Genomic DNA, 21,647 nt, shown 5'->3' on the forward strand with positions numbered 1-21,647 from the left:
AAAACAAGCTGCTTCGGCTTGAGCGTAATCTCCTTGCCATCGCGCTCGACGAGGACCGTCCATTCCTTTTTGGCGTCGTTCCAATCAGCGTGTTTGGCCGTGGTGCCGGTCCAGTAGTTCAGCTCCATGACCTTGGTGTACATCTCCAGCCAGTCGCCGATCTTGTCCTTGGGCGAAAACACCGGCCAGTTCTTCGGAAAGTCGATGTAGGGCAAATGATCGTACCAGACCGGGTCATGCAGGCAGAGCGACTTGTAGCGGTTGCGCCAGGAGTCGCCGGGACGCGCGTTCTTCTCGACGATGATGGTGGGCACGCCAAGCTGGCGCAACCGCGCGCCGAGTGCGATGCCACCCTGGCCGCCGCCGATAATGAGCACGTACGGCTGCGTTTTGAGGCCGAGCTGCTCGGTTTCCTCGTCCCGCAATTCTTTCCAGGTTTTGGCGCCTGGATTGACGCCGTGGCGGGCGCCAAGCGGCCGGGTGAAGCCCGCCTTCTCCTCGTAACCCTTCAGTTCGACCATCGTCGTCAAAAGCGTCCAGATCTGGCCGTTCTGGAGACGGATTAGACCGTAGCCGCGGGCGACCTCGGTCTCGAACGAGATCCAGCATTCGGTCACTCCGTCTGCTTCAGAAGCATTTTCCCCGTCGGCTATTTTCCAATTGCGTGGCTTTGCGTGCGCCAAGCAGGAGCTGAGCATCTCGCGGATCTGATCGCGACCTTCCATTGTCTTGATGTTCCAAGTGAAGGCAACGAGGTCGCGCCAGTAGCACTCGGGTGCGAACATCCCTAGGGCGGCGTCCAGGTCGCTTGCCACAAGCGCCGCTTCGAATTTGTCGAGAAAGGCCTGGATGCGCGCGTTAGGCGTGGTGTCGAGCATCATTTCCTCCCAAGGATTTTTGTTCTTTCGGCAACTGTCGCAAGCTTATCTGAACTATCGACCGAAGCCAGACTTACGCGGATCAACTTTTTCACAGCACTTCTAATCGAAGACCGGCACCTTGCCGCGCTGCATCAATCTGCGGATTGCTCATGTTTCGCTTTTCCGAAAGTTTGTCATCAGGAAATGTCATAGCACCATGGCACGAATGTCCTGCCAACGGACGATATCGCGAGATCATCATAGCCTGCGTCGGTTCTACAACTAAGGCCGTCTTGGTCGAGGGCCCCTCTCATTTTGAACGGCCAGCAAGTGGCCAAACCCGACCGTCGGCGCCACGCAGCATCTCGCAGACGGCTTCAGTGTCCGCGCTATGGACACAGCAGGTCAACGCCGTTCAGAGGACTCGAAGAGACGACGATTCAGCCAGCGGCCCACTTTCGGCAACTGCCGATGGTTCCCGACGTAGCATGTAACAAGGCCCTCGCTATTCGGCTAAGCGAGGCGCATAGTCGCCCTACCATCGAGCGGCCCCCTAGCATCTATCGGTGGTGAGAACGCAGCTGCGCTCCCGCTCACCCCTTTGCGGAGCAGCAACATGGCAGCTCGACGATCTTCAGAACAATCATCGACGTTCGAATACCGTCTAGCGCAAGAGGCGACAAATTGCGCCAACAGGCACAAGGAATGCCTAGTGGCATCCGCCGCATTGAGCTGTTGCAAAAAAGCCCGGCAGATCGATGTCGCCCTAGGAGTCAATAAGTGGCTGACTTCCCCGGGGCTACAGCCACCATGCCAACAAGATGAGCCGCCGGCCTATCCTCTGCCTCGATCCAGAGATCGGCTAAGGCCTCGCCAGGTAAATGAAAGGTCGTCATGAGCAGACGCGAATATGACGCGGACAATTCCTTACGTCCATCGGATAGACCCGTTACTGAATACGAACAGGAGCAGAAGGCCTTCCGCAAGAACCTAGAACGACTACGAGCTGAACGGCTCGCACGCGAGAAGGCGCCATCAAGCGACGCTTGAAATCGGCGACCAGCCGCAGAGCGTACATGCCATGCTCACTCTGAGATTGGTCACGGCAAAGCGCAGAGCGATAGCTTACGTCGACAAGCGATAAGGAACGTTGACCCGCATGACTCACCGTTCCCGAAAGGCGATTGCCGGTGGTTGAGGCACGTGGCAGCGCTCCCGCCAAATGAGCGTTGGGATGAAGCGGTATTTTTTCGATATTCGCGACGGCGAAGAATTGGCCCTCGACGGGGAAGGAATGATGCTGCCGAGCATCGAAGCGGCTCAACGAGAAGCCGCCAACTCGCTTGCTGATTTAGCCAGGGACATGAGTAGAGGTGCGGAGATGCAGCACCTCTCGATCGAGGTGCGGAACGCCGCCGGGCGGGTCGCAGAAGCGCACCTTGACTGGATTGTGCGGCGACTGCAGTAGGCGCACCGAGATCAGGTTAAAGTTGCTCTATTCGGGAGCCGCGTTCTGCTTTAGCTTCGGACCAATACTGCCCGAGCCTTGGCAAGAATCGGCGACTGACAGCTCCACATGCTCCGGGTCGGAGAGCGGGAAATGTCTTCAACCAATCCTACCAGTCGTGCCCGCCAAAGAGCGGTTCGATGACGGCGCACCTTAGCCATCGCAGTCTCGACGCAAGCGGCAACTTGGATGCGCAGCGCGTCTTAGAACACAGCGCCCTTTACACGACCAGGTTAGCGGTATAGCGTTCGGCTACAGGTTAGCAGATGCTTTCCTTGAAGCTGCCCATGAAGCAGCGACCTCCGAAGTCGCCGCCCCACGTCGTAGCAGCAGCTCCCGTGCCATCGGAAGGCGCAATCATAAGAATTATGTCCACCACGGTGCGCCAGCGGTGCAGGCGTGCATCTGTGCGCTCAAGAAAGGCACGACCTTCATGAAACTTCCTGCAATCTTGTTAGGCGAGGCACGGACGCGCGTGCTTCAAGGCATCGCCTTCGGGGCGGTGGCGACCATGGCCATTGGATTTATCTGGGGTGGTTGGATCACTGGGGAGACCGCCAGGATTATGCGCGCCACGGCGGAGAGCGATGGCAGAATGTCCGTTCTGGTACCGCTTTGCGTCGCGCAGTTCACAGCCGCGGACGGCGCTATGGCCAAGTTCAAGGCGGCCAGCCCTTATTCAAGGGGAAACATCGTCAGCGAATTCGTGAAAGATGTGGCGTCCACCAGCATGGATTACTCGTTCGCCAAGGCATGTGCCACCGGGATCGAAACAGAGATTGCCAAGACAGCGACAAAGACTTGACGGGCGCAGCCGCAGGCCTGGTCGAGGATCGCCTGACTTGGGATCAGAATGCACGCTTAACGAACAGGAGAGGCACGGGCTCAATTCAATTCGTCGTCGTGCAGCAGACCAATAGGCTCTAGCCGGGCCGCGCGGCTCGCGCAGAGAGCGGGCCCGCGCACAATCTGGCGAACGCATAGGGAAGCCGGACAGGATGCAACTCGAAGACGCCGGCAACGGGAGCCGCGTCGCCGTCAGGATCTTCGCGGCCTCCACGCCGTCGAAGCCCTTCTCGCGCTCCTTGACCTTCTTCTTCACCCGGACCTTCACTTCCTTGGTCGGGTTCTCGGGCAACTGCCCCTGATCGACCGCGAACTGGAGGAGCGCCTTGGTCGCGGCCAGATAGACGTCGCGCACCGTGACGTTCTTCATGCCGGCGGCGAGCAGCGCGTCTTTCCAGGCGATGAGGTCGGCGCGCGTGATGGCCGCGGCGTCGTCATGGCCGAGATGACCGATCAGTCGCTCGACCACTGGGGTCCAGCGCTTGATGGTCGTGGGCGAGAGCTGCGCTTCCTTGCTGTAGGACGTGAAGAGGGGGCGCAGCGGCGCCGACGTCTCGCCGTCGGCGGCTGCGGCGACTTCCGACGACCCGACAGGGGCGCAAGCGACGGCACTCCCGGACCAGACGTCGACCGACGAAACTTCGACCGACGGAGCTTCGACCCACGAGAGAGGGGCCGACGGGGCGTCGGGCTCGAATTTGCACTGAAGATCGGCGAGCAGGTGGCCCTTGCCCTCGACGATGGAGGCGTCGATGCCCGATAGTTCGCGCTCGATCCTGATCAGCAATTCGAGGGGACGGATGCGCGCGACCATGTCTGGGCCGATCACCTGCTGGATCGAATCGAGCCGGAGCATGGAGAAAGCGTCCTGGACGTGGCGTGCGGGACCGGCGTCGTGGCGCGCCGGCTGGCCGAGCGCGGCCACATCGGAAGGCTTGTCGGCGTAGACCTGAACGGCGCGATGCTGGCCATCGCCCGGACCAAATCCAGGGAGGTAGAGTGGATCGAGGGCAGCGCGCTGGGCTTGCCCTTCGCGTCGCGCAGCTTCGATGTCGTGCTCTGCCAACTCGGACTGCAATTCTTCCCTGATCGGCCGCGGGCCCTCAGAGAGATCGCTCGCGTCCTCAGGTCTTCCGGACGACTGGGGCTGAGCGTGTACAGCTCCATCGAGCGCACGCCGGCCGCCTACGCGTTCGTGCAGGCGCTGGACAAGTTTCTCGGAGCCGAGTCCTCGCGGACCAAACGCGCCGAGCATCTTTCCTGCGGCGCCGACGAGGTGGGGAATTGGGTGCGGCAGGCCGGATTCGACCGTGCCCAAGTCGAGACCGTGACCAAGCAGATCAGCTTTCCGTCGGCGCTCGATTATGTTCGCTTCCAGCTCACCGCGACCCCGATGGCTGTGCTGTTGAAGGGGGAGGATGAGGCCGGCCGCGCGCGATTGATCGCGGAGATCGCCGACGACGTGGCCGCCCGTCTCGATCCCTCAACGTTGGCGAACGGCAGGTTGACGTTTCCCCAGGAATCCTTCGTCGTCGTCGCATCGCTTTGCTGACGCTCGACCGGGACTACTCGTTCAGGCGGCCTGCCGGCGTCCTGAAATTGGAAACGCCGATCGTAGGAGGACCACACGTGAACGAGCATTCGAAGCATTCCGAGACGCCGCCTTATGACCGGATATTGCTCCTCCACGGTTCGAAACGTAACGAGCTGCTGACTTTGGACGAAGTCCGTCGATACGGCAGCGACAGTTTCTCCGATCCCGACTTCGTCCGACTGTACGGCATGACGCCGGCCCAGTGGTACGCGCAAGGGGTACGCTTGCTCGGCCGGACAGCAGTCGAGTGCACCCGGGATGCCGTTGCCGACCGCATCGGGCAGGACGTCGCTGCTGTCGCGGCCTCGCTTCCGGCAAGGGGGCGATGGGTCGTCGTGGATCCTTTCGCCGGCTCTTGCAATACCTTGTACTGGATATTGCGGCACGTGCCGCGATCGCGCGGGATCGCCTTCGAATTCGATCCTCAGATCTTTCAGCTCACCAAGCAAAACCTCGCGGTCCTTGACCGGACCATCGATCTGAAGCACGGCGATTATCGCCTCATGATGGGGCAACTCCATACGGCGCCCGATGAGGCCATGATCGTCTTCGTGGCGCCGCCTTGGGGCACTGCGCTGAATGAGACGGAAGGACTAGATCTGCGCCGAACAGAACCTCCCATAACCGAGATCATCGCGAAGTTCGCCGAGGCATTTCCTGCCAGTCGGATCCTTTTCGCCGTTCAAGTGTATGAGAAGTTGGATAAGCGCGCCCTTGCCGAACTTCAAGGCAAGCTCGATTGGTCCGACCTCAAGATCTACGATTTCAACGTTGCCGGCAGGAATCACGGCATTCTCTTGGGAACGCGGGGATGGACGCCGTGATGGCCCGCGTCACGCCCGGCAGGAAAATCGCGTGAAAGCGGTCAGCCTCTGCACGGTTGGGTCCACGTCCTGCATGTAGGTCCGGAGGAACGCAATCTCATCGTCGAGCGCGGTCTCGTCGACGTCTATGAACCAGGACTTGGGGCGCCCGTCGCTGCCGTCGTTCCAGCGATAGCCGCGTCGCTTCAGCGAGTCCTTGAGCTCGAACGCGGTCTGCTCCGCCCACACCCGCATCGTCGGCTTGCGGGCGGTCTCCAGCAGCAGGGCCAGCGCCGGCGAGCCCGTCGTCTGCAGTTCGAAAGCGAGAACCTCCAGCAGAGCGTGACAGTCGTCGACCGCCCGGTGCGCCTGGTGAAAGTAGCCGGCGCCGTTGAGCAAATAGCCGAGCTGCGAGCCCGCGAAGCCGTGTTTGCGCCACTCGATCTCGCTCATGCTGCAACCCCAGGCCTTGTGCTCGAACACGGGCCAATAGCGTTCGGCGAATTTTCTGTCAAAGCCGCTGTTGTGCGCGATCGTGATGACTCCGCTTTCGACAAAGGCGGCGACCGCGGCATTGTCGAATTTGTGTCCGGCGACCATTTCGTTGGTGATTCCGGTGAGTGCCGTCACCTCCGCGGAGATCGGCGCACTCGGTTCGTTGAAAGCGGAGAACGAGTCTCTGACGCCGACGATCCGTCCGTCCTGCGTGTAGTCGAACTTGACCATTCCGAGTTCGATGATCTCGTCCTTGGCGTGGTCGAGGCCGGTGGTCTCGGTGTCGAGCAGAATGCCGGTCCTGACCCCTTGCCCTACAGTCGGCATGCATCTCGGTCGGGCAACCAAGCGCCGAAGGATCCGGTAGTCGGGTGACCGGCTCAATGCCTCGGCCATGGCAACCAGATCGGTCGTGTCCTGTAACATCTTTACTCGGAAAGGCTACCAGAAGGTCGGCTGCTCACCGCAGAATATCCGGAGCGCCGGCAATGAGGTACTCGAAAAACAAGCGATTCACGGGCTTTTCGGCCGTTGCGAATTCGATAGCGGGCATCCGGTCTGCATTCGTCGTTGCAGCGGTGGCTGATCATCAGCGCGGGCGGCGATTGGGACATGCATGGCCGCACGTCCGGTCCTGCCGCCAATAGCCCACATTGCGAACGCCGCAGCTCGCTCGGCCAAGGGCCACGTTCAGAGTGTTCGTTGAAAACACCGTGCTTTGTTCTGCGAGGAACCCCTGCGCAACACTATCGTTGTGCTGATCTTCCGGACAGCAAAGGATACGATCATGGACCGCGAACATGTGAAGGGCGCCGCCGACAAGGCAAAAGGCGCCATCAAAGAAGGTGCCGGCAAGCTCACTGGCGACAAGGGCATGGAAGCCGAAGGCAAGATCGACAAGGCCAAGGGATCCGCCCACAACGCTGCGGGGGACGTGAAGGATGCGGCGCGGGACGCCGCTGACGCCCTCAAGAAGTAAGCAGAAGAAGCGAAGATCAAAAACTGGCCGCCTCCGGGCGGCCTTTTTCGCGCCATTTGAGATGGCGCGGGCTTTCAGCCGGAGATCAGAGGAACGAAGTGGACCTCCTCTATCCTTTCCTCGACGAATCTACCGTCCGGCTCGCGTGTCAGCTTCGTCAGCCACTGCACACCGTCAGGATCGCCGAGCGGGATGAGCAGTCGTCCCGACGGAGCTAGTTGAGCCTTCAGGACCGCGGGCGTCTGCGCGCCGGCGGCCGACACCAGGATCACGTCGAACTCGCCGCCTTCCGGCCATCCTGCGGTCCCGTCGCCATGACGCACATCTACGTTGCGGCAGCCGAGATGCCGAAGGCGCGACCGGGCGCGCTGCACCAATGCCTCATGCCGCTCGAGCGCGCAAACCTCCCGCCCGAGCTTGGCGGCGAGCGCCGCCAGGTAACCCGAACCCGCGCCGATCTCCAGAACCCGGTCCGATTTAGCGATCGCGGCAGCCTCGAGCATCTTGGCGACGATGTAGGGCTGAGAGATGGTCTGCCCTTTCGGAATCGGTACGGCAATGTCTTCGTACGCGGCTTCCGCGAACCGCCGATCAAGGAAAATTTCGCGGGGGACCTGCCGCATCGCAAACAGGACCCGCCTGCTGCGAATGCCGCGGCTGGCAATCTGCACGTCGACCATCGCGTCGCGGAGGAAGCGGGACCTCTTGGACCGTTTGCTCTCCCTGACCGCGCGCATGACCTCTCCAGGCATGGACGATTTCGCTCCAACAGATGGAAAACTCGGAAGCCCGCGACTTGCTCCTCGACGAGACGGCTGGGTCGCTCTCGCCGACGAGACCGAGTTCGCTGCCGATGAATGAATCGCGGAGCTGCCGTCAGGAACGTGCCCGCAACGGGAACGACCGCCTCCGGATCGAATTGATTTCGCGGAAACCGAGCCCGGAGAACGCTCATGAAATGGATCTTCAAGGCGGCATGCGTGGCCGCAATGGCGCTGGCATCGGCCTCCGGCGCGGACGCCAAGGGCTGCATCAAGGGCGCCATCGTCGGCGGCGTCGCCGGCCACATGGCCGGTCATGGCAAGCTCGGCGCGGCGGCCGGCTGCGCGATCGGCCATCATGAGGCTAACAAGCAGAACCCGAACAATTCGAATGCCCAGGCGCCGTCGGGCCAGAAGTGATTTCCGGATCGGCCTCCATAGTGTTGGAGAGACGCGATGAAATCGACGGTGTCGGCGCTCGTTCTTGGACTTGCCGTCACGACCTCCATGGTCTCGGCTCAACCGGCGAGATGGACCACCTACTCCATCCCGCAGACAGGTACCTCGGTCGATTTTCCGGCCTCGATCTTTACCGAAGAGGCGGGCCGGCCGGACGGCTACGGACAGCGATTTAGGACTGCTGACGGCCGAGCCGACCTTACGATACAGGCCACGCCCAACGTCTCGAACGATTCACCAGCTGCATTTCTCGCAAAGAAGCATCCGCCCGCGCGCATTCAGTACAAGCGAACGACGCCTCGGTTTTTCGCGGTGTCCAGTTATAAGGGCGACAAGGTCTGGTACGACCGGTGCAACTTCTCAAGTGGATTGATTCACTGCGTCCTGATCAACTACCCGGCGAACGAAGAGCGCGACTGGGACGACATCGTAACGCGGATCAGCCTCTCGCTGAGGGGCAGATAAGGAGGGTGCGGGTGGACCTCGCGCGGGCTGCGCGGGTGCCTATGCCCGTGGCTTCGAGAACACGGAAGTCCGAGAGGCCGCCGCCTTTGGCTATCCTCGCGAGCGCTAGTTCTGAATAGCGGGTCGTGAGACCTTTGGCTATCCGCGACAGGCGCCGTAGTTCAACGGCGGGCGACGGTCCCTGCAGTTCAATAGGGCGGCAAGGCTATCGTTCCTCCGATCTGCCCGCGGCTCGCCGATCTGTGGTTCACGCGGTAGCCGCCGCCCGTCCGGCCCCGGTGATGCGATACTCGATATCTCAGGATGGAAGCGGTTCGGTTTCCACGAGACCAAGCTCCACGAGCCGCGCCACGATTTCATGGTCGAACGTCGGCGGGCTGACCCAGGATTCGCCGAGGAGCTTCCTCAGAAAATCCCGCTCCAGATCGGTCAGCTCCATGCTCTAACTCCGCTCGCCGACTTCGTCCGGCACATTGCGGCGCGTCATCCGATCCGGCCGCTTCATCCTTGGGAAATCAACTTTTCGCCCCGGATTGTGCCAGGAACAGAGGCATCGTGGCCCCGTTGATTCCCGAAGACAACACCCAGGAGGTCAACATGACCATGGAAGATCGCGAGACGTTCAGCCTGATCGGCAGCGACAAGGTCGAGGGCACGAACGCGTACGACGCGAAGGGCGAAAAGGTCGGCTACATCGAGCGCGTCATGATCGACAAGATCAGCGGCAAGGTGTCGTACGCGGTGCTCAGCTTCGGCGGCCTGCTCGGCATCGGCGACGATCACTATCCGCTGCCATGGCAGACGCTGAAATACGACACCAACCTCGGCGGCTATGTAGTCACCGGCATTTCCCAGGACCAGCTCCGCAGCGCCCCCAAATACGCCGACGAGAGCAGTTGGAATTGGAGCGACCCGGCGACGACGCGCTCGGTGAACGCCTATTACGGTGTGCCGGTGGCTTGACACGGCTCATTACGTTGCCTGGCTGGCTGACGGCGGAGGTCGCTCTTCCGCCGGACTGCGACTAGCGCACTGCCGCACGCGAGACGACCCGGGTCGGTCGCCGAGGAGATTTGAAAGTGAGTGATGCCGTTCGTGTTCTGGTCGTGGAGGATGAAGCTCTGATCGCAAGCTTCGTCGAGGACGCCTTGTCCGACGGCGGTTTCGAGGCCTGTTCGGTCCACTCGGGGGAGGAGGCCATGTGCACCTTTTGCGATGGCCGCGAGGGATGTCGGGTCCTGCTGACGGACATCAACCTAGGTGACGGCATCAGCGGCTGGGAGCTGGCGCGGCAGATCAGGGAAATCACGCCTGGCTTTCCTGTGGTATATATGACGAGCGCCAGCGCGCCTGACTGGCAATCGCAGGGCGTCGACGGCAGCGTCTTGATCCAGAAGCCCTTTGCGCCGGCGCAATTGGCTGCCGCCGTCTCGCAGCTACTGGATACCAGAGCCTAGCCGGGCGCTCGCGGTGTACGCGCAACTGGGATGAACGGCGCTTGGCGGTCCGCAATGGCCGGGTAATCGAGATACCCTTCTGGTCCTTGCGCGAACCACGCCGCTTGGTCGTCTGGCATAAACGGCAGGCCTTCGGCCACGCGGCGCGGAAAGTCGGGGTTGGAGATAAATGGCAAGGCGATGAAGCTTGTCCCCGACGAGACGGGCCGGGGCGGCGAGCGATACGTCTGCCCCGCCTGCGAGGAGGATCCGCTGCACGACCCCGCCGCCCAAAAAAGGGCGGACAGCCCGCTCCGCCCGCCGGCTAAGAAAAATCCGGCTCTGGCGCCGAGGCCGGTTGTCGATCCTATCGAAAGGGCTGACTCGGCTCGACGGGGACCCGACTTTTCGGGAAAAAGTAGAAACTTCATCTTCGGAGACGAGTTGGCATCCGGCGAGGTCTGTTCTCGTCGGAGCCGAACATGGTCGACGACGTCCCGTTGCGCACGGCGGTACATACGGTCTGGTCCCTCTACCTAGCGAGGCATCGCGACGTCGATGCTGCCGACACCCGCCGCTGCCTGCTGGAGCGTCATCTGCAAGGGAAATGGGAAGCGCGTGTGAGCGATGCCGAAGAACTCACGGGATTCGGCCTGGCTTACCTTGAGCGCCTTCCCGAAGACGAATGTTGAGGCTGATGGAGGGGCTCGTCAGGCGAGCTGCGGTCGACAGCGCCAGGCCGGATTGGACGTTGCTGGCCGTCTCAGAACTCGCCTCCGCGGCCGTCGTGCTGCTCTTCCGCTCGATGTTTTCGGTCTAGAGGGTCGGCATCGATGCGCATCGCTCAACTTGCTCCCCTGGCGGAAAGCGTCCCTCCCAAGCTCTACGGCGGCACGGAGCGGGTCGTGGCGTGGCTGGTGGATGAGCTGGTCGAGCTCGGCCACGACGTCACGCTGTTCGCGAGCGGCGACTCCCGGACGAAAGGCGAGCTTCATGCCGTGTGGCCGCGCGCGCTGCGTCTCGGACGAAAGGGCGCCGATCCAAATGCCGCCTGCGCCGTGCTGCTGGAAGCGATCGCAAAGCGCGCAAAAGACTTCGACGTGATCCACGCGCACATCGACTGGCTGCCGCTTCCGCTGCTCAGCCGGCTCGGCGTGCCCTTCGTGACCACCATGCATGGCCGGCTCGACCTGCCGGGCCTTTCCGATGTGCTGCGGCAGTTTCCCGGCGCCGGCTTCGTGTCGATATCGGACCATCAGCGTCTGCCATTGCCGGAGGCGAATTGGATCGCCACGATCCCGCACGGACTGCCATCGAACAACTTTCGCCCGTCTTTCGATCAGGGATCCTATCTGGCGTTCCTCGGCCGCCTGACCGCGGAAAAGGGGCCCCAGGACGCCATCCGCATCGCGCGCGCCGCCGGAATGCCCTTGCGCATCGCCGCCAAGATTCCGCGCGGCGAGACCGTCTTCTTCAAGAAGCAACTTGAGCCCCACATCGACGGTCTGGCGGTCCAGCTCGTCGGCGAGGTGGACGAGGCGAAGAAGCAGCCGTTCCTCGCCGAGGCCGCGGCCCTGCTGTTTCCGATCGATTGGCCGGAGCCTTTCGGCCTCGTCATGATCGAGGCGATGGCCTGTGGGACGCCAGTGATCGCCTACCGCTCCGGCTCCGTGCCCGAGGTCGTCGAGGACGGCGTGACGGGCTTCATCGTCGAGAACGAGGAGCAGGCTGTCAGGGCCGTGGGCGATCTGGGCCGGCTCGACAGACGAAAAGTACGTGCCCGCTTCGAGGAACGCTTCTCCGCGGACCGAATGGCGCGCGAGTATGAAAGCGCGTACCGCCGATTGATCTCTGGCGCCGCGTACCCGGCTGCGGCATTCGCGGCGCCGCACGCCGAACGTCGGCGCGAGCCGAGGCCGGCCGACGAACTTCCGGCCCCCGGCTAATCGATTTTTATCCGCCCCCTTGAAAACGGCCCCGGAGCATCCATTTGACATCCATGCGCCATCCCATTGGATGGTAGAAATGGATGCTTTCATGGCCGACAATGTCCGCGAGCTGCGATCCCGGATCCCCGATACTGAGAAGATCACGATCAACCTTGGCTATGTCGATCTGGGTCAGGTCGATCTGATGGTGCAGGAAGGGTTCTATTCGAACCGCACGGATTTCATCCGGACGGCCATCCGCAACCAGCTCGAACGCCACGCGGACGTCGTGAAGCAGTCGACGGTCCGAAAGAGCCTGGACTTGGGGCTGCGCAACTACAGCCGCGAGGATCTCGAAGCGGCGCGGCGCGCCGGCGAGATGCTGCACATCAACGTGCTGGGTCTCGCGACCATCGCCCAGGACGTCACCCCCGAGCTGGCCCGCGCCACCATTGCTTCGGTATCGGTGCTCGGGGCCCTTCACGCCACTCCCGCGGTCAAGGCCGCACTCTCCGACAGAACTAGGTGAACGCGATGCTGAATCAGAACATGATTTCCGAGGCTACGCGCCTCACACGTGCGGGCCACCTGGCCGAGGCCACCGCGCTCCTGCAGCGCATGCTCCGCGGCGAGAGCGCCTCCGAGCCGTCGGACAGGACTGCCCGCGTCGCGCCAGCTCGGCTCGAGCCGCCGACCATCGACGTGAAGGCCAACGTCGTCGAGGAGAAGGAAAGCCGACGAACCACCCGGGTTTCTCCCGCTCCTTTGCAACGCAAAAGCATCGCCCGGTTCGATCGCTTGAAAGACTTCCCCGGACTCAACCTGCGTGGTCCGATGACCCGCGCTCCGCCTGCCACGACGGATATCGCACCCGAAGGCACGAGGTTCATCGCCGGCACCTTCCGCAACGCGAATGGCAGCCGGAACTACAAGCTGTTCGTCCCAAGCCACTCGCAGGAAAAACCGCTTCCCCTGGTGGTCATGCTTCACGGTTGCACCCAGTCGCCGGACGACTTCGCGGCAGGCACCCGGATGAATTTCCTGGCGGAAGAGCGGAATTGCTTCGTGGTCTATCCGGAGCAGCCCAATGAAGCCAACCAGGCGAAATGCTGGAATTGGTTTCGCACGGGCGACCAGCAGCGGGAGGGCGGGGAGCCTTCGCTGATCGCAGGCATCACTCGCCAAATCATGCTGGACTATCCGATCGATCCGAAGCGGGTCTACGTCGCAGGTCTGTCGGCCGGCGGGGCGGCCGCCGCCATCATGGCAGCGACCCACGCCGATCTGTACGCGGCCGTCGGGATCCATTCCGGCCTCGCCTGCGGGGCGGCAAGCGATCTTCCCTCAGCGTTCGTCGCCATGCGTCAGGGCGGCGGGTCTAAAATTGCCGCTGGTGGACCGCCATTGCCGACCATCGTTTTCCATGGCGACCGCGACACCACGGTGCATCCGAACAACGGCGACCGGATTGTCGAGCAGTCCGCCAAGGCGGCAGGCTTGAAAGCGAAGGTGAGCAACGGACGGGTGCCCCATGGGCACGCCTACACCCGCACCAACCTTGCCGACGCGGACGGGCGCGCCGTCTCCGAGCATTGGAATGTTCACGGCGCCGGCCACGCCTGGTCGGGCGGCAGTCCCGCCGGCTCGTACACCGATCCCCGCGGGCCGGACGCGACGAGGGAGATGCTGCGCTTCTTCCTTGAGCATTCGCTGCCGGGTTAGTCGGGCTTCACAAGGCGCTCAGATCGTCCGGCACGTCCCCGAACTTCCGGATCAGCTTCGCGTCGCCGAAGTCCCCGGTTGCGGGGGCCCCGCTGCGGCTGAACGCGACGGCGCCGGCGTGTCCGGGCTTGCGCGCCAGCGCCTCGGCCCGCATCACCGCGGCATTGGCGCTCAGGCATTCCGCCGCCTCGCCGGCGGCCATGCCGTCGTCGGAGAAAACGAACGGCAGAGCGACATAGTAGGTCACTTCAGACATCTGCCTCATCCTTGCGTTCGCGCGCCCCTGGGAGCCGTCCCCGGGCGTAGCCTTTCGACACATTCGTCCGGAGCTCGTCGGTCTCCGCCTCGAGAAAGTCGACGGCGACGAGCAGTGCCTTGACCGCCTCCCGGGCGTCTCCGCCGCAGGCCGCGATGGCCTGGTCGGCGGCGGCCTCCAGGTCGAAAGTGGCCGGTCTGGAGGGCTCGGGCGTAGCGGTCATCAGATTATGTTCTCATTTTGTTCACGAGAGTCAAGCGCCGGCGCTCTGTTTCGCGGGCGCCGCTGCAGGGGCAGGCGGAATTCCGTGGACGGCCCGTGGCGGTGTCGGAACCGCGCCGCCCCGTTCGTCTTGAGTCCGTGTCCCGTACCCTGGAGCGTTGCGTACCCATGGCCCCCCGCGCGAACTGGAAAGGTTTCCTGCGACTCTCGCTCGTCACCTGCCCCGTGGCGCTCTATCCGGCCACGTCGGAGAGCGAGAAGATCAGCTTCAACCAGCTCAACCGGCAGACTGGCCACCGGATCAAGTATCTCAAGGTGGACGCCGACACCGGCGACGAAGTGCCCAACGAGGACATCGTCAAGGGCTACCAGCTTGAGAAGGATCAGTTCATCGAGGTCTCCAAGGAGGAGCTCGAGGAGATCGCGCTGGAGTCCACGCGGACCATCGAGATCGACGAGTTCGTCGACAGGACCGACATCGATCCGCGCTATCTGATCCGCCCCTACTACATCCGTCCCGACGGCAAGGTCGGGCATGACGCCTTCGCGGTGATCCGAGAGACCATCCGCGAGATGAACAAGGTCGCCATCGGTCGCGTGGTGCTGACCAACCGGGAGCACATCATCGCTCTCGAGCCGATGGACAAGGGCTTGGTCGGCACGCTGTTGCGCTATCCTTATGAGGTGCGCAGCGAGCGGGAATATTTCGACGAGATCCAGGACGTGAAGGTCACGAAAGACATGCTGGATCTCGCCAAGCACATCGTGAGTCAAAAGGCGGGGCGGTTCGATCCGAACAAGTTCGAGGACCACTACGAAACCGCGCTGATCGACCTCATCAACCAGAAGCGCGCCGGCAAGCCGATCACGCCGAAGGAGCGCCCAGCATCGACCAACGTCGTCGATCTGATGGAGGCGCTGCGCCGATCCGTCGGCAAGGAGGCCGCGCCGGCGAAGGCCGCAAAGCCCGCCAAGAAGCCGCGAAAGGCGGCGACCGGCCAGAAGGAAATGCTGATGTCGATCGAGGGGAAGAAGGCGGCGAAGGAAGCGACGGCGAAAAGGCCGGCGACGGGAGCGCGGCGGAAATCGGCTTGATGGCGACTGTATTCATCACGGGCAGCACGGACGGACTCGGTCGCGCGGCGGCCGAGGCGCTTCTCGGCGGCGGCTCGTCGAAGACGAGGCGCTCATACGCAAGATCCTCGTCGATATGGTCGAGGGCATTTGGGATCACTGACTCTCTGCTGCCAGGCGTCTTCATGACGCATTATTGGTCGCTCGACCGAGTTTTAGACGCAGCGTCGCCAACGCGTGCCTTAGAGAGATCGTGCGTTCCGTCCCGAGATCGATAGCACGCGAGAGTTTCTCAGAGGCGTTCTTCGCCGCAGGTTCGAGCGCCCGTCCGGAATCAGCGAGAGTTATGCGGACCTTCCTGTTGTCGGTCGGATCTCGCTTGCGGCGGAGATACCCCGCGGCTTCCAGCCGTTTCAGAAGGGGCGTTAGAGTGCCGGAATCGAGGAAGAGCCGAGTGCCTAGCTCGTTGACGGTGACGTTATCGCGCCCCCACAACACGATCATCACCAAAAATTGGGGGTACGTCAGACGAAGCGGATGAAGCAGCGACTTGTATGCTTTGTTGAACGCGAGGGCGGCCGCGTACACCGCGAAGCTCACGTCTTCATCCAGATCTATCGCTCCTGAACCTACGTCATGGGAATCGTGTGTCATGTGCGTCTGCGGCCTAGCGCCCGCCGGCCGCGTCCGCGCGCATTGACCGTAGAGAACGGACGCGGGCGAAATTCCATGGAAAGTGAAGCGCGGCCTCCGTTGCACTGAGAACGTCCTTCACTGACCTCAAGACGCCGACGCGAAAGATCCGGACGGGTCGCATCGAACTCAGGCGGTAGGCGGTGGAATTGAGAACGACCACGTTCAAGTACGCGATGGCCATCAGGTCCTGCGCGGCCAGGCTACCGGGCGGCATAATGGTGGCCGCAAGAGCCACGAATGCCCTGACGCCGACGCAGGCAGTCCGATTTCTGCCTAACTCCGTGCAGAGATCCGCGTGGCTCGGAAGAACACGCTCAACCAGACGCGCCGCGGCGGACAGCAATGCTGTTGTTGTCATGATCGATACTCCGTCAGCAGTCCCGCTTTCAGCGCGAGCGGACTGTTGAGCGCACCTTGCAATGTTGCGCAGGGAAAAATAATCTCTCGTTTCAGAGATTGTGGCTTCCAATAAATGAAAGTCAGGGATGGATAGGCTGGAAGCGATGTCGATCGTGCTGCAGACGGTCGAAAAAGGCAGCCTGACGGGGGCGGCCAAAGCCTTGAACATGCCGCTGCCGACGCTCAGCCGGAAACTTAGCGACCTCGAAGCCTATCTCGGGACCAAGCTGCTGCAGCGTTCGACGCGCAAGCTCACCCTGACGGACGCGGGTCAGTCTTATGTTGCTTCGATTAAGCGCATCATGGAGGAAATCGAAGAAGTCGAAAGAGCGGCATCCAGCGAGTACACCACTCCCCGCGGCGAGCTCGTTCTGACGGCGCCACTCCTGTTCGGTCAGATGTACATTCTGCCCATCGTCACGGACTTCCTAGCGGCCTATCCCGAAATCAACGTTCGGCTCCTTCTGTCGGACAGAAACCTTCATCTATACGACGATCACGTCGATATGGCCGTGCGTCTGGGCGAACTACCGGACAGCAGCATGATCGCGACGCGCGTCGGGGCTATGGACACGGTGGTGTGCGCCTCACCGGACCTGCTGGCGGCTCACGGCGTTCCGAAACACCCGAAGGATCTACAAAGGCTGCCCTGTGTGATCTTCACTGGCCCTTCCTCCGCAATCTGGTCCTTTCGGAATCCCGCGAACAAGCGCGAATTTGGAGTCGACATCGTTCCGCGTCTATCGGTCACGGCCGCCGAATCCGCCGTTCAGGCCGCAGTCCGGCGCACCGGCCTCACCAGAGTGTACCGCTATCATTGCGCCGATGAGCTTCGATCCGGAAAGCTCGTCCAGGTGCTGCAGAAGTTCGATGTCGAACCCATTCCCGTCCACCTCGTCCACGCAGCACGCGGGCAATTGCCGCTCAAGATGCGGGTCTTTCTGGACTTTGCCGCCAGCCAGCTGCGATCGGCCCTATCGAAGCTGGGATGAGAGGATGGTCACGACGGCCCCGCTTCCCCTTCCACAGCATGAAAGAGACACTTCCATTCTTACCGGATTATTCTTTCCAATGAAACATCCGATGTTCTCCTCACCGAAGCCAAGGTGGCTCGGTTGCAAAGGAGAAACCTCATGGCTCGCGCCCCCATCCCTTCCATTCAACAGGCCCCCACCAAGTCCCAACCGATCCTTGAGAACTACGTGAAGGTTCTCGGCGTGGTGCCGAACTTCTTCTCTCTGATCTCCCAGTCGCCCGATGCCCTGAAGGCGATTGCGGATATGCACGCGACGCTCGGCAAGAGCATCGGCCACAAGACCCGCGAACGCCTGCACATCATGACCGCCGAAGTGAACGGCTGCAGCTACTGCCTGACGGCCCACAGCTATCTGGCCGGCAAGCTGAACGGTCTGACCAAGGAGGACATGGAGCTCAATCGCGAGGGTCATTCCACCGATCCCCAGGCCGATGCCGCGCTACAGTTCGCCTACAAGGTCGCCAAATCGCGCGGTCACATCGAGGATGCGGATTTCGCGGCCGTTCGCGCTGCGGGCTTTACCGACGCGCAGATCATCGACATCGTCGCCGAGACCGCCTTCAGCTTCATCACCAATCTGTTCAACAACACCTTCAAAACAGACTTGGACCCGTCATTTCCGGAGCTTCACACCAGGAAAGCGGCTTGATCGAGGTATCGGCCTGGCCGGCGGATGGCCTTCAGCCTTCCGCTGGCCGGACCTCGCGTCGGCGCAGATCGCTTCAAGGTTTGTTCGTGAGCGACGAATTCGTTGCCGCGTTCGATACCCGAATGGGCGATGACCAAATCTTCGCGTCCCCGTTTGAGACACACGCAACCCATCCGACAACAGTCCCGCCGTCAAAGAGCACGGCTTTGAGGAGGTATCAATGACCACCGTCGTGATTCCCGTCTACAACGAAGTAACTCAGCTCGACTTCACCGCGCCTCATCAGTTTCTGACCATGATTCCTGACATCACGGTGATCGTCGCGTCGATCGGAGCAACGCCGGTGACTTCCCACGGACTCTCTTTCGCAAGGCTGGCGGATCTGGAAACCATCGGCAGCTGCGACGTTCTCTGCGTCCCCGGCGGCCTCGGCTGCATCGACGCCATGGAGGATACCCGCTTCATGTCGGCCGTACGCAGACTGGCGAGCACCGCCACCTACGTGACCTCCGTTTGCTCCGGATCTCTGATCCTTGGAGCGGCTGGATTACTGAAGGGACGTCGAGCATCTTCGCACTGGGCGTGGCTCGACATGCTGCCGGCATTCGGTGCGATCCCCGAAAAAGCCCGCGTCGTTCGCGACGGCAACATCTTGACGGGCGGTGGCGTCACCGCCGGCGCCGACTTTGCGCTGATGCTGATCGCTGAACTGCGCGGTGAGGATGCCGCACAGTGCGTGCAGCTGGCCCTGGAATATGCGCCTGCCCCTCCCTTCCAATCCGGCGATGCGGATACTGCGCCGGCGCACATCCGCTACGCGGTGATCGAGCAGATGGGAAAAATGATGGGCGACACGCGCCGACGCGTCGAGTCGGTCGCAAGCCGAGCCCACCAATAGTCGTCGCGGACGAACGCCCCTCAGAAAAGGGGCCAGATGGCGGGCGGTGCTTTGCGGCCTGCGCCCGCCTTGCGGAAGAAAATCGGGATAAACCTGTAAGGAGAGATCATGTCCCGCTTGCGAATATCGACCCGCGACGGTGCGCTTGCAGCCAGTAAACCCATCCTGGACAGCATTTATCGGAAGCTGGGCGTCGTGCCCAATCTGTCGCGTCTGATCGGTAGCAGCCCGATCGCACTCGATGCGTTCGCCGCGTTTCAGGACGGGTTATCCAGGACCCTTGACTCCAAGACACGCGCACGGATCGCCCTCGCGGTGGCTCAAGTCAACGGTTCCGACTACTGCCTATCGGCCCACAGCTATCTCGCGATCAATTTCACCAAACTGCCTCCGGAGGAGATCGCCCTCAATCGAATGGGCGCATCCAAGGATCCGAAGGCGGATGCGGCGGTGAGGTTCGCGGCGAACGTGGTTCGCAAGCGTGGTCATGTCGGCGATGCCGACCTTTTTGCGGTGCGGCTCGCCGGCTACGGAGACGCACAGATCGTCGAAATCGTAGCCCTGGTGACCGAAAACGTCTTCACGAACTACCTGAACAAGGTGGCCGAGACCGACATAGATTTCCCGATCGTGCGGACAGAAGCTCTCGAAGGGCGGGACGGGTAGCGAGCGAGCCGACGCGCTCCAGCACGCGATCTTTCCTTGCGGACATCGGCGACGCATGAGTGACCGCGATCGGCTGCAGCAATCATGGAGATGGCTATGAACCTCGATATCGATTGTCTCCGTACGCTTGTTCTGGTGGCGGACACGATGAGTTTTTCGCGGGCCGCCGAAGCCGTCGGTCGGTCGCAGTCCACGATCAGTGCGCAAATCGCAAAACTGGAAGGGCAAATCGGCGAGGCATTGCTGTCGCGTCGCAAAGGCAAGGTTTTGCAGCTCACTCCGCATGGAGACTGTCTAGTAAACTATGCAAGACGAATTCTGCAACTGAACGACGAGGCCTGCCGGTCGATGTCGGAAGAACCACTCGACGGTTTCATCCGTTTGGGTGTTCCGCTCGATTTTTTCGGTCGCGAGCTCGCGGCCTGGCTCGCGCAGTTCAAGGCGAAGCACCCGATGGTCGGGCTGGAGGTGGAAGCCAACCAGTCCGAAGGATTGCAGAAGCGGAGCGCGCGCGGAGAATTCGACCTGGCTTTCTTCAAGCAGGACATGGGTGCCCAGCTCGGCACGGTGGCCCAGCGCGAGCAGTTGGTGTGGGTTGCCGGACCGAATTTCGAGTGCGATGAGATGAACTCCATACCGCTGGTCTTGTTTCCGGAAGGCTGCTTGTATCGCCGTTGCGCCCTCGCTTCTCTGAAGCTTCACGGTTCACCCAGCCATATCAGCTTCGTCGGTCCCGGCTTCGACAGCCTCAAATCGGCGGCGATAGACGGCATGGGAATCACTGTGCTCGCCCGCGCACTGGTCAAGCCCCCGCTGAAGATCGTCCCTCACGGATTACGTCTCCCTCAGTTGCCTGCAGTCGAACTGGCGTATTCACAAAGCCAGCGGAGCAATTCCCGCGTGGTCAACGAGCTTACCAACCATCTTGCCGATAGCCTCGCGATGGCGGACCAAGCGCCGGCCGACAGGCCGCATCTGGTAGACGCCCGCACCGCTCTGCATGCGCATGCGTACGAAGGGGCCCAAGAGTCTCCGCCTTCAACAAGCTGAACCTGAACGGCATCGTCCAGAAGAATTTGACGCAATCCATTTATGGGAAAGTTCGATGCTCCAATCGGAACAATCGATTTTGAGATCGGCGCGCGTCTGACTAGCGTTCCGGACAACAGGCGGCGTTCCTACGCTGGCCGTCGCGCTTCTACGCAGGCGACGTCGACAGGGCGACTGCCGGATCCCAAACCGAAAACGCTGAAAGAAGCATCGTATGAATCGTAGGAGTTTGTTTGTCGTCTCGGTCGCACTCGCCTTCAGCGCCTCCGTAGCGCTCGTCCTCGCAGCCGACGAGCGGCCCGCGAAGTCTTCGAACGTGGAGGATGCCGCCGGCAACCTGCACGTCCCTAGCGACTATCGCGAGCTCTACGAATATCTGGGCAGTTGGTCCGTGGCGGATGACGACAAACCGGGCGCCAAGCAGATCCACGCGGTCTACGCATCGCCAGGAACACGCGAGGCTTTCAAAAAGACTGGAAAGTTTCCCGACGGGACCGTGCTGGTCAAGGAGCAGTTCGAGGCAAGCACGGATAACATGACCTCGGGTACGGCGAGCCACCAGGATAAGCTCAACGGTTGGTTCGTTTTGGTGAAGGATTCCACCAAACGGCACCCCGGCAATCCCTTGTGGGGCGACGGTTGGGGATGGTCCCATTTCGACGTGGGGGCCCCCACCCGCACTACCGCGACTGACTACCACAACGATTGTCTGCCCTGTCACACTCCCGCCCAGGCCACAGATTGGGTCTATACGCAGGGTTACCCGTCGCTACGTTGAAGTCGTGCCTCTACTGCGCTGACCGATAGATGCATTCGACAGGTGCTCGCTCTCCTGTCGCTGAACGG

Annotated in this window: 28 protein-coding genes and 1 pseudogene; 20 read left to right on the forward strand and 9 right to left on the reverse strand. The window is 61.9% G+C overall.

Annotated elements, in window-relative coordinates; all coding sequences use genetic code 11:
* Window positions 1-878 (reverse strand): annotated as a pseudogene (locus XH80_RS05840) (nuclear transport factor 2 family protein); the annotation flags it as partial.
* A 1,216-nt stretch (window positions 879-2,094) separates the two neighbouring features.
* On the opposite strand from XH80_RS05840, the gene XH80_RS05845 reads away from it, so the two are divergent.
* Window positions 2,095-2,328: a DUF6894 family protein gene (locus tag XH80_RS05845; RefSeq protein WP_271597743.1), complete on the forward strand. Its 234-nt coding sequence runs from the start codon at window positions 2,095-2,097 to the stop codon at window positions 2,326-2,328.
* A 718-nt stretch (window positions 2,329-3,046) separates the two neighbouring features.
* Here the strand turns inward: XH80_RS05845 and XH80_RS05850 are convergent.
* Window positions 3,047-4,069: a site-specific integrase gene (locus tag XH80_RS05850; protein WP_271597744.1), complete on the reverse strand. Its 1,023-nt coding sequence runs from the start codon at window positions 4,067-4,069 to the stop codon at window positions 3,047-3,049.
* A gap of 12 nt (window positions 4,070-4,081) precedes the next feature.
* Here XH80_RS05850 and XH80_RS05855 point away from each other — a divergent pair, with 12 nt between their 5' ends.
* Together XH80_RS05855 and XH80_RS05860 are read left to right on the forward strand one after the other, a co-directional pair.
* Window positions 4,082-4,765 carry a methyltransferase domain-containing protein gene (locus tag XH80_RS05855; protein WP_271597790.1) on the forward strand — a complete coding sequence of 228 codons (684 nt, stop codon included), beginning with the start codon at window positions 4,082-4,084 and terminating at the stop codon, window positions 4,763-4,765.
* A 77-nt stretch (window positions 4,766-4,842) separates the two neighbouring features.
* Window positions 4,843-5,631, forward strand: a complete 789-nt coding sequence (locus XH80_RS05860; RefSeq protein WP_271597745.1) for a hypothetical protein — start codon at window positions 4,843-4,845, stop codon at window positions 5,629-5,631.
* Between the two features lie 9 nt (window positions 5,632-5,640).
* On the opposite strand, the gene XH80_RS05865 is transcribed toward XH80_RS05860, so the two are convergent.
* Window positions 5,641-6,531, reverse strand: a complete 891-nt coding sequence (locus XH80_RS05865) for a 3'-5' exonuclease (RefSeq protein ID WP_271597746.1) — start codon at window positions 6,529-6,531, stop codon at window positions 5,641-5,643.
* 361 nt (window positions 6,532-6,892) lie between these two features.
* Here XH80_RS05865 and XH80_RS05870 point away from each other — a divergent pair, with 361 nt between their 5' ends.
* The gene (locus XH80_RS05870) at window positions 6,893-7,084 is read left to right on the forward strand and encodes a CsbD family protein (RefSeq protein ID WP_028153403.1); all 192 of its coding nucleotides are present in this window, start codon (window positions 6,893-6,895) and stop codon (window positions 7,082-7,084) included.
* A 74-nt stretch (window positions 7,085-7,158) separates the two neighbouring features.
* Here XH80_RS05870 and XH80_RS05875 read toward each other — a convergent pair whose 3' ends face one another.
* Entirely contained in the window at window positions 7,159-7,821 is a 663-nt protein-coding gene (locus XH80_RS05875) for a protein-L-isoaspartate(D-aspartate) O-methyltransferase (protein WP_271597747.1), read from the reverse strand.
* Between the two features lie 216 nt (window positions 7,822-8,037).
* On the opposite strand from XH80_RS05875, the gene XH80_RS05880 reads away from it, so the two are divergent.
* Together XH80_RS05880 and XH80_RS05885 are read left to right on the forward strand one after the other, a co-directional pair.
* Window positions 8,038-8,265 carry a hypothetical protein gene (locus tag XH80_RS05880; RefSeq protein WP_035681739.1) on the forward strand — a complete coding sequence of 76 codons (228 nt, stop codon included), beginning with the start codon at window positions 8,038-8,040 and terminating at the stop codon, window positions 8,263-8,265.
* Window positions 8,266-8,301: 36 nt separating this feature from the next.
* Complete coding sequence (locus tag XH80_RS05885; RefSeq protein WP_028153401.1) at window positions 8,302-8,769, forward strand: hypothetical protein; 468 nt, start codon at window positions 8,302-8,304, stop codon at window positions 8,767-8,769.
* A gap of 298 nt (window positions 8,770-9,067) precedes the next feature.
* Here the strand turns inward: XH80_RS05885 and XH80_RS05890 are convergent, their stop codons facing one another.
* On the reverse strand, window positions 9,068-9,208 hold the full coding sequence (locus XH80_RS05890; protein WP_220003176.1) for a hypothetical protein: 141 nt from the start codon (window positions 9,206-9,208) through the stop codon (window positions 9,068-9,070).
* A gap of 158 nt (window positions 9,209-9,366) precedes the next feature.
* Here XH80_RS05890 and XH80_RS05895 point away from each other — a divergent pair, with 158 nt between their 5' ends.
* The 7 genes from XH80_RS05895 (at window position 9,367) to XH80_RS05925 (ending at window position 13,855) form a co-directional block, all read left to right on the forward strand.
* A complete protein-coding gene (locus XH80_RS05895; RefSeq protein WP_211391507.1) occupies window positions 9,367-9,732 on the forward strand; it encodes a PRC-barrel domain-containing protein in 366 nt (121 codons plus the stop codon).
* A gap of 116 nt (window positions 9,733-9,848) precedes the next feature.
* A complete protein-coding gene (locus XH80_RS05900; protein ID WP_271597748.1) occupies window positions 9,849-10,226 on the forward strand; it encodes a response regulator in 378 nt (125 codons plus the stop codon).
* A 461-nt stretch (window positions 10,227-10,687) separates the two neighbouring features.
* Complete coding sequence (locus tag XH80_RS05905) at window positions 10,688-10,897, forward strand: hypothetical protein (protein WP_028150804.1); 210 nt, start codon at window positions 10,688-10,690, stop codon at window positions 10,895-10,897.
* Window positions 10,891-11,025, forward strand: a complete 135-nt coding sequence (locus tag XH80_RS05910; protein ID WP_264653567.1) for a hypothetical protein — start codon at window positions 10,891-10,893, stop codon at window positions 11,023-11,025. The genes XH80_RS05905 and XH80_RS05910 overlap by 7 nt, the downstream gene beginning before the upstream one ends.
* A 13-nt stretch (window positions 11,026-11,038) precedes the next feature.
* Entirely contained in the window at window positions 11,039-12,151 is a 1,113-nt protein-coding gene (locus XH80_RS05915; RefSeq protein ID WP_220003178.1) for a glycosyltransferase family 4 protein, read from the forward strand.
* A gap of 91 nt (window positions 12,152-12,242) precedes the next feature.
* Entirely contained in the window at window positions 12,243-12,662 is a 420-nt protein-coding gene (locus tag XH80_RS05920; RefSeq protein WP_028150805.1) for a CopG family transcriptional regulator, read from the forward strand.
* Window positions 12,663-12,667: 5 nt separating this feature from the next.
* Complete coding sequence (locus XH80_RS05925; protein WP_271597749.1) at window positions 12,668-13,855, forward strand: extracellular catalytic domain type 1 short-chain-length polyhydroxyalkanoate depolymerase; 1,188 nt, start codon at window positions 12,668-12,670, stop codon at window positions 13,853-13,855.
* A gap of 7 nt (window positions 13,856-13,862) precedes the next feature.
* Here the strand turns inward: XH80_RS05925 and XH80_RS05930 are convergent, their stop codons facing one another.
* Together XH80_RS05930 and XH80_RS05935 are read right to left on the reverse strand one after the other, a co-directional pair.
* Window positions 13,863-14,111 carry a hypothetical protein gene (locus tag XH80_RS05930; protein ID WP_220003181.1) on the reverse strand — a complete coding sequence of 83 codons (249 nt, stop codon included), beginning with the start codon at window positions 14,109-14,111 and terminating at the stop codon, window positions 13,863-13,865.
* Window positions 14,104-14,334: a hypothetical protein gene (locus XH80_RS05935; protein ID WP_060910194.1), complete on the reverse strand. Its 231-nt coding sequence runs from the start codon at window positions 14,332-14,334 to the stop codon at window positions 14,104-14,106. Before XH80_RS05935 ends, XH80_RS05930 begins: the two co-directional genes overlap by 8 nt.
* Before the next feature lie 167 nt (window positions 14,335-14,501).
* On the opposite strand from XH80_RS05935, the gene ku reads away from it, so the two are divergent.
* Window positions 14,502-15,428, forward strand: coding sequence for a non-homologous end joining protein Ku (gene ku, locus XH80_RS05940; RefSeq protein ID WP_220003182.1), 927 nt, complete (start codon window positions 14,502-14,504; stop codon window positions 15,426-15,428).
* A gap of 162 nt (window positions 15,429-15,590) precedes the next feature.
* Here ku and XH80_RS05945 read toward each other — a convergent pair whose 3' ends face one another.
* Window positions 15,591-16,061, reverse strand: a complete 471-nt coding sequence (locus XH80_RS05945; protein WP_271597750.1) for a MarR family winged helix-turn-helix transcriptional regulator — start codon at window positions 16,059-16,061, stop codon at window positions 15,591-15,593.
* Between the two features lie 13 nt (window positions 16,062-16,074).
* The gene (locus XH80_RS05950; protein WP_220003184.1) at window positions 16,075-16,461 is read right to left on the reverse strand and encodes a hypothetical protein; all 387 of its coding nucleotides are present in this window, start codon (window positions 16,459-16,461) and stop codon (window positions 16,075-16,077) included.
* Window positions 16,462-16,606: 145 nt separating this feature from the next.
* On the opposite strand from XH80_RS05950, the gene XH80_RS05955 reads away from it, so the two are divergent.
* From XH80_RS05955 to XH80_RS05980, 6 genes are all read left to right on the forward strand, one after another.
* Entirely contained in the window at window positions 16,607-17,494 is an 888-nt protein-coding gene (locus XH80_RS05955) for a LysR substrate-binding domain-containing protein (protein ID WP_312016668.1), read from the forward strand.
* 141 nt (window positions 17,495-17,635) lie between these two features.
* Window positions 17,636-18,187 (forward strand): carboxymuconolactone decarboxylase family protein, encoded by a 552-nt coding sequence (locus XH80_RS05960; RefSeq protein ID WP_271597751.1) that lies wholly within the window; start codon window positions 17,636-17,638, stop codon window positions 18,185-18,187.
* 220 nt (window positions 18,188-18,407) lie between these two features.
* Complete coding sequence (locus XH80_RS05965) at window positions 18,408-19,085, forward strand: DJ-1/PfpI family protein (protein WP_271597752.1); 678 nt, start codon at window positions 18,408-18,410, stop codon at window positions 19,083-19,085.
* A gap of 108 nt (window positions 19,086-19,193) precedes the next feature.
* The gene (locus tag XH80_RS05970; protein WP_271597753.1) at window positions 19,194-19,751 is read left to right on the forward strand and encodes a carboxymuconolactone decarboxylase family protein; all 558 of its coding nucleotides are present in this window, start codon (window positions 19,194-19,196) and stop codon (window positions 19,749-19,751) included.
* Window positions 19,752-19,847: 96 nt separating this feature from the next.
* Window positions 19,848-20,801 carry a LysR substrate-binding domain-containing protein gene (locus tag XH80_RS05975; protein ID WP_271597754.1) on the forward strand — a complete coding sequence of 318 codons (954 nt, stop codon included), beginning with the start codon at window positions 19,848-19,850 and terminating at the stop codon, window positions 20,799-20,801.
* A 214-nt stretch (window positions 20,802-21,015) separates the two neighbouring features.
* Window positions 21,016-21,579, forward strand: coding sequence for a cytochrome P460 family protein (locus XH80_RS05980; RefSeq protein ID WP_271597755.1), 564 nt, complete (start codon window positions 21,016-21,018; stop codon window positions 21,577-21,579).
* The last annotated feature ends 68 nt before the right edge of the window (window positions 21,580-21,647 follow it).

Source organism: Bradyrhizobium sp. CCBAU 45384, from assembly GCF_028128665.1.
In the GTDB taxonomy this organism is placed as follows: domain Bacteria; phylum Pseudomonadota; class Alphaproteobacteria; order Rhizobiales; family Xanthobacteraceae; genus Bradyrhizobium; species Bradyrhizobium manausense.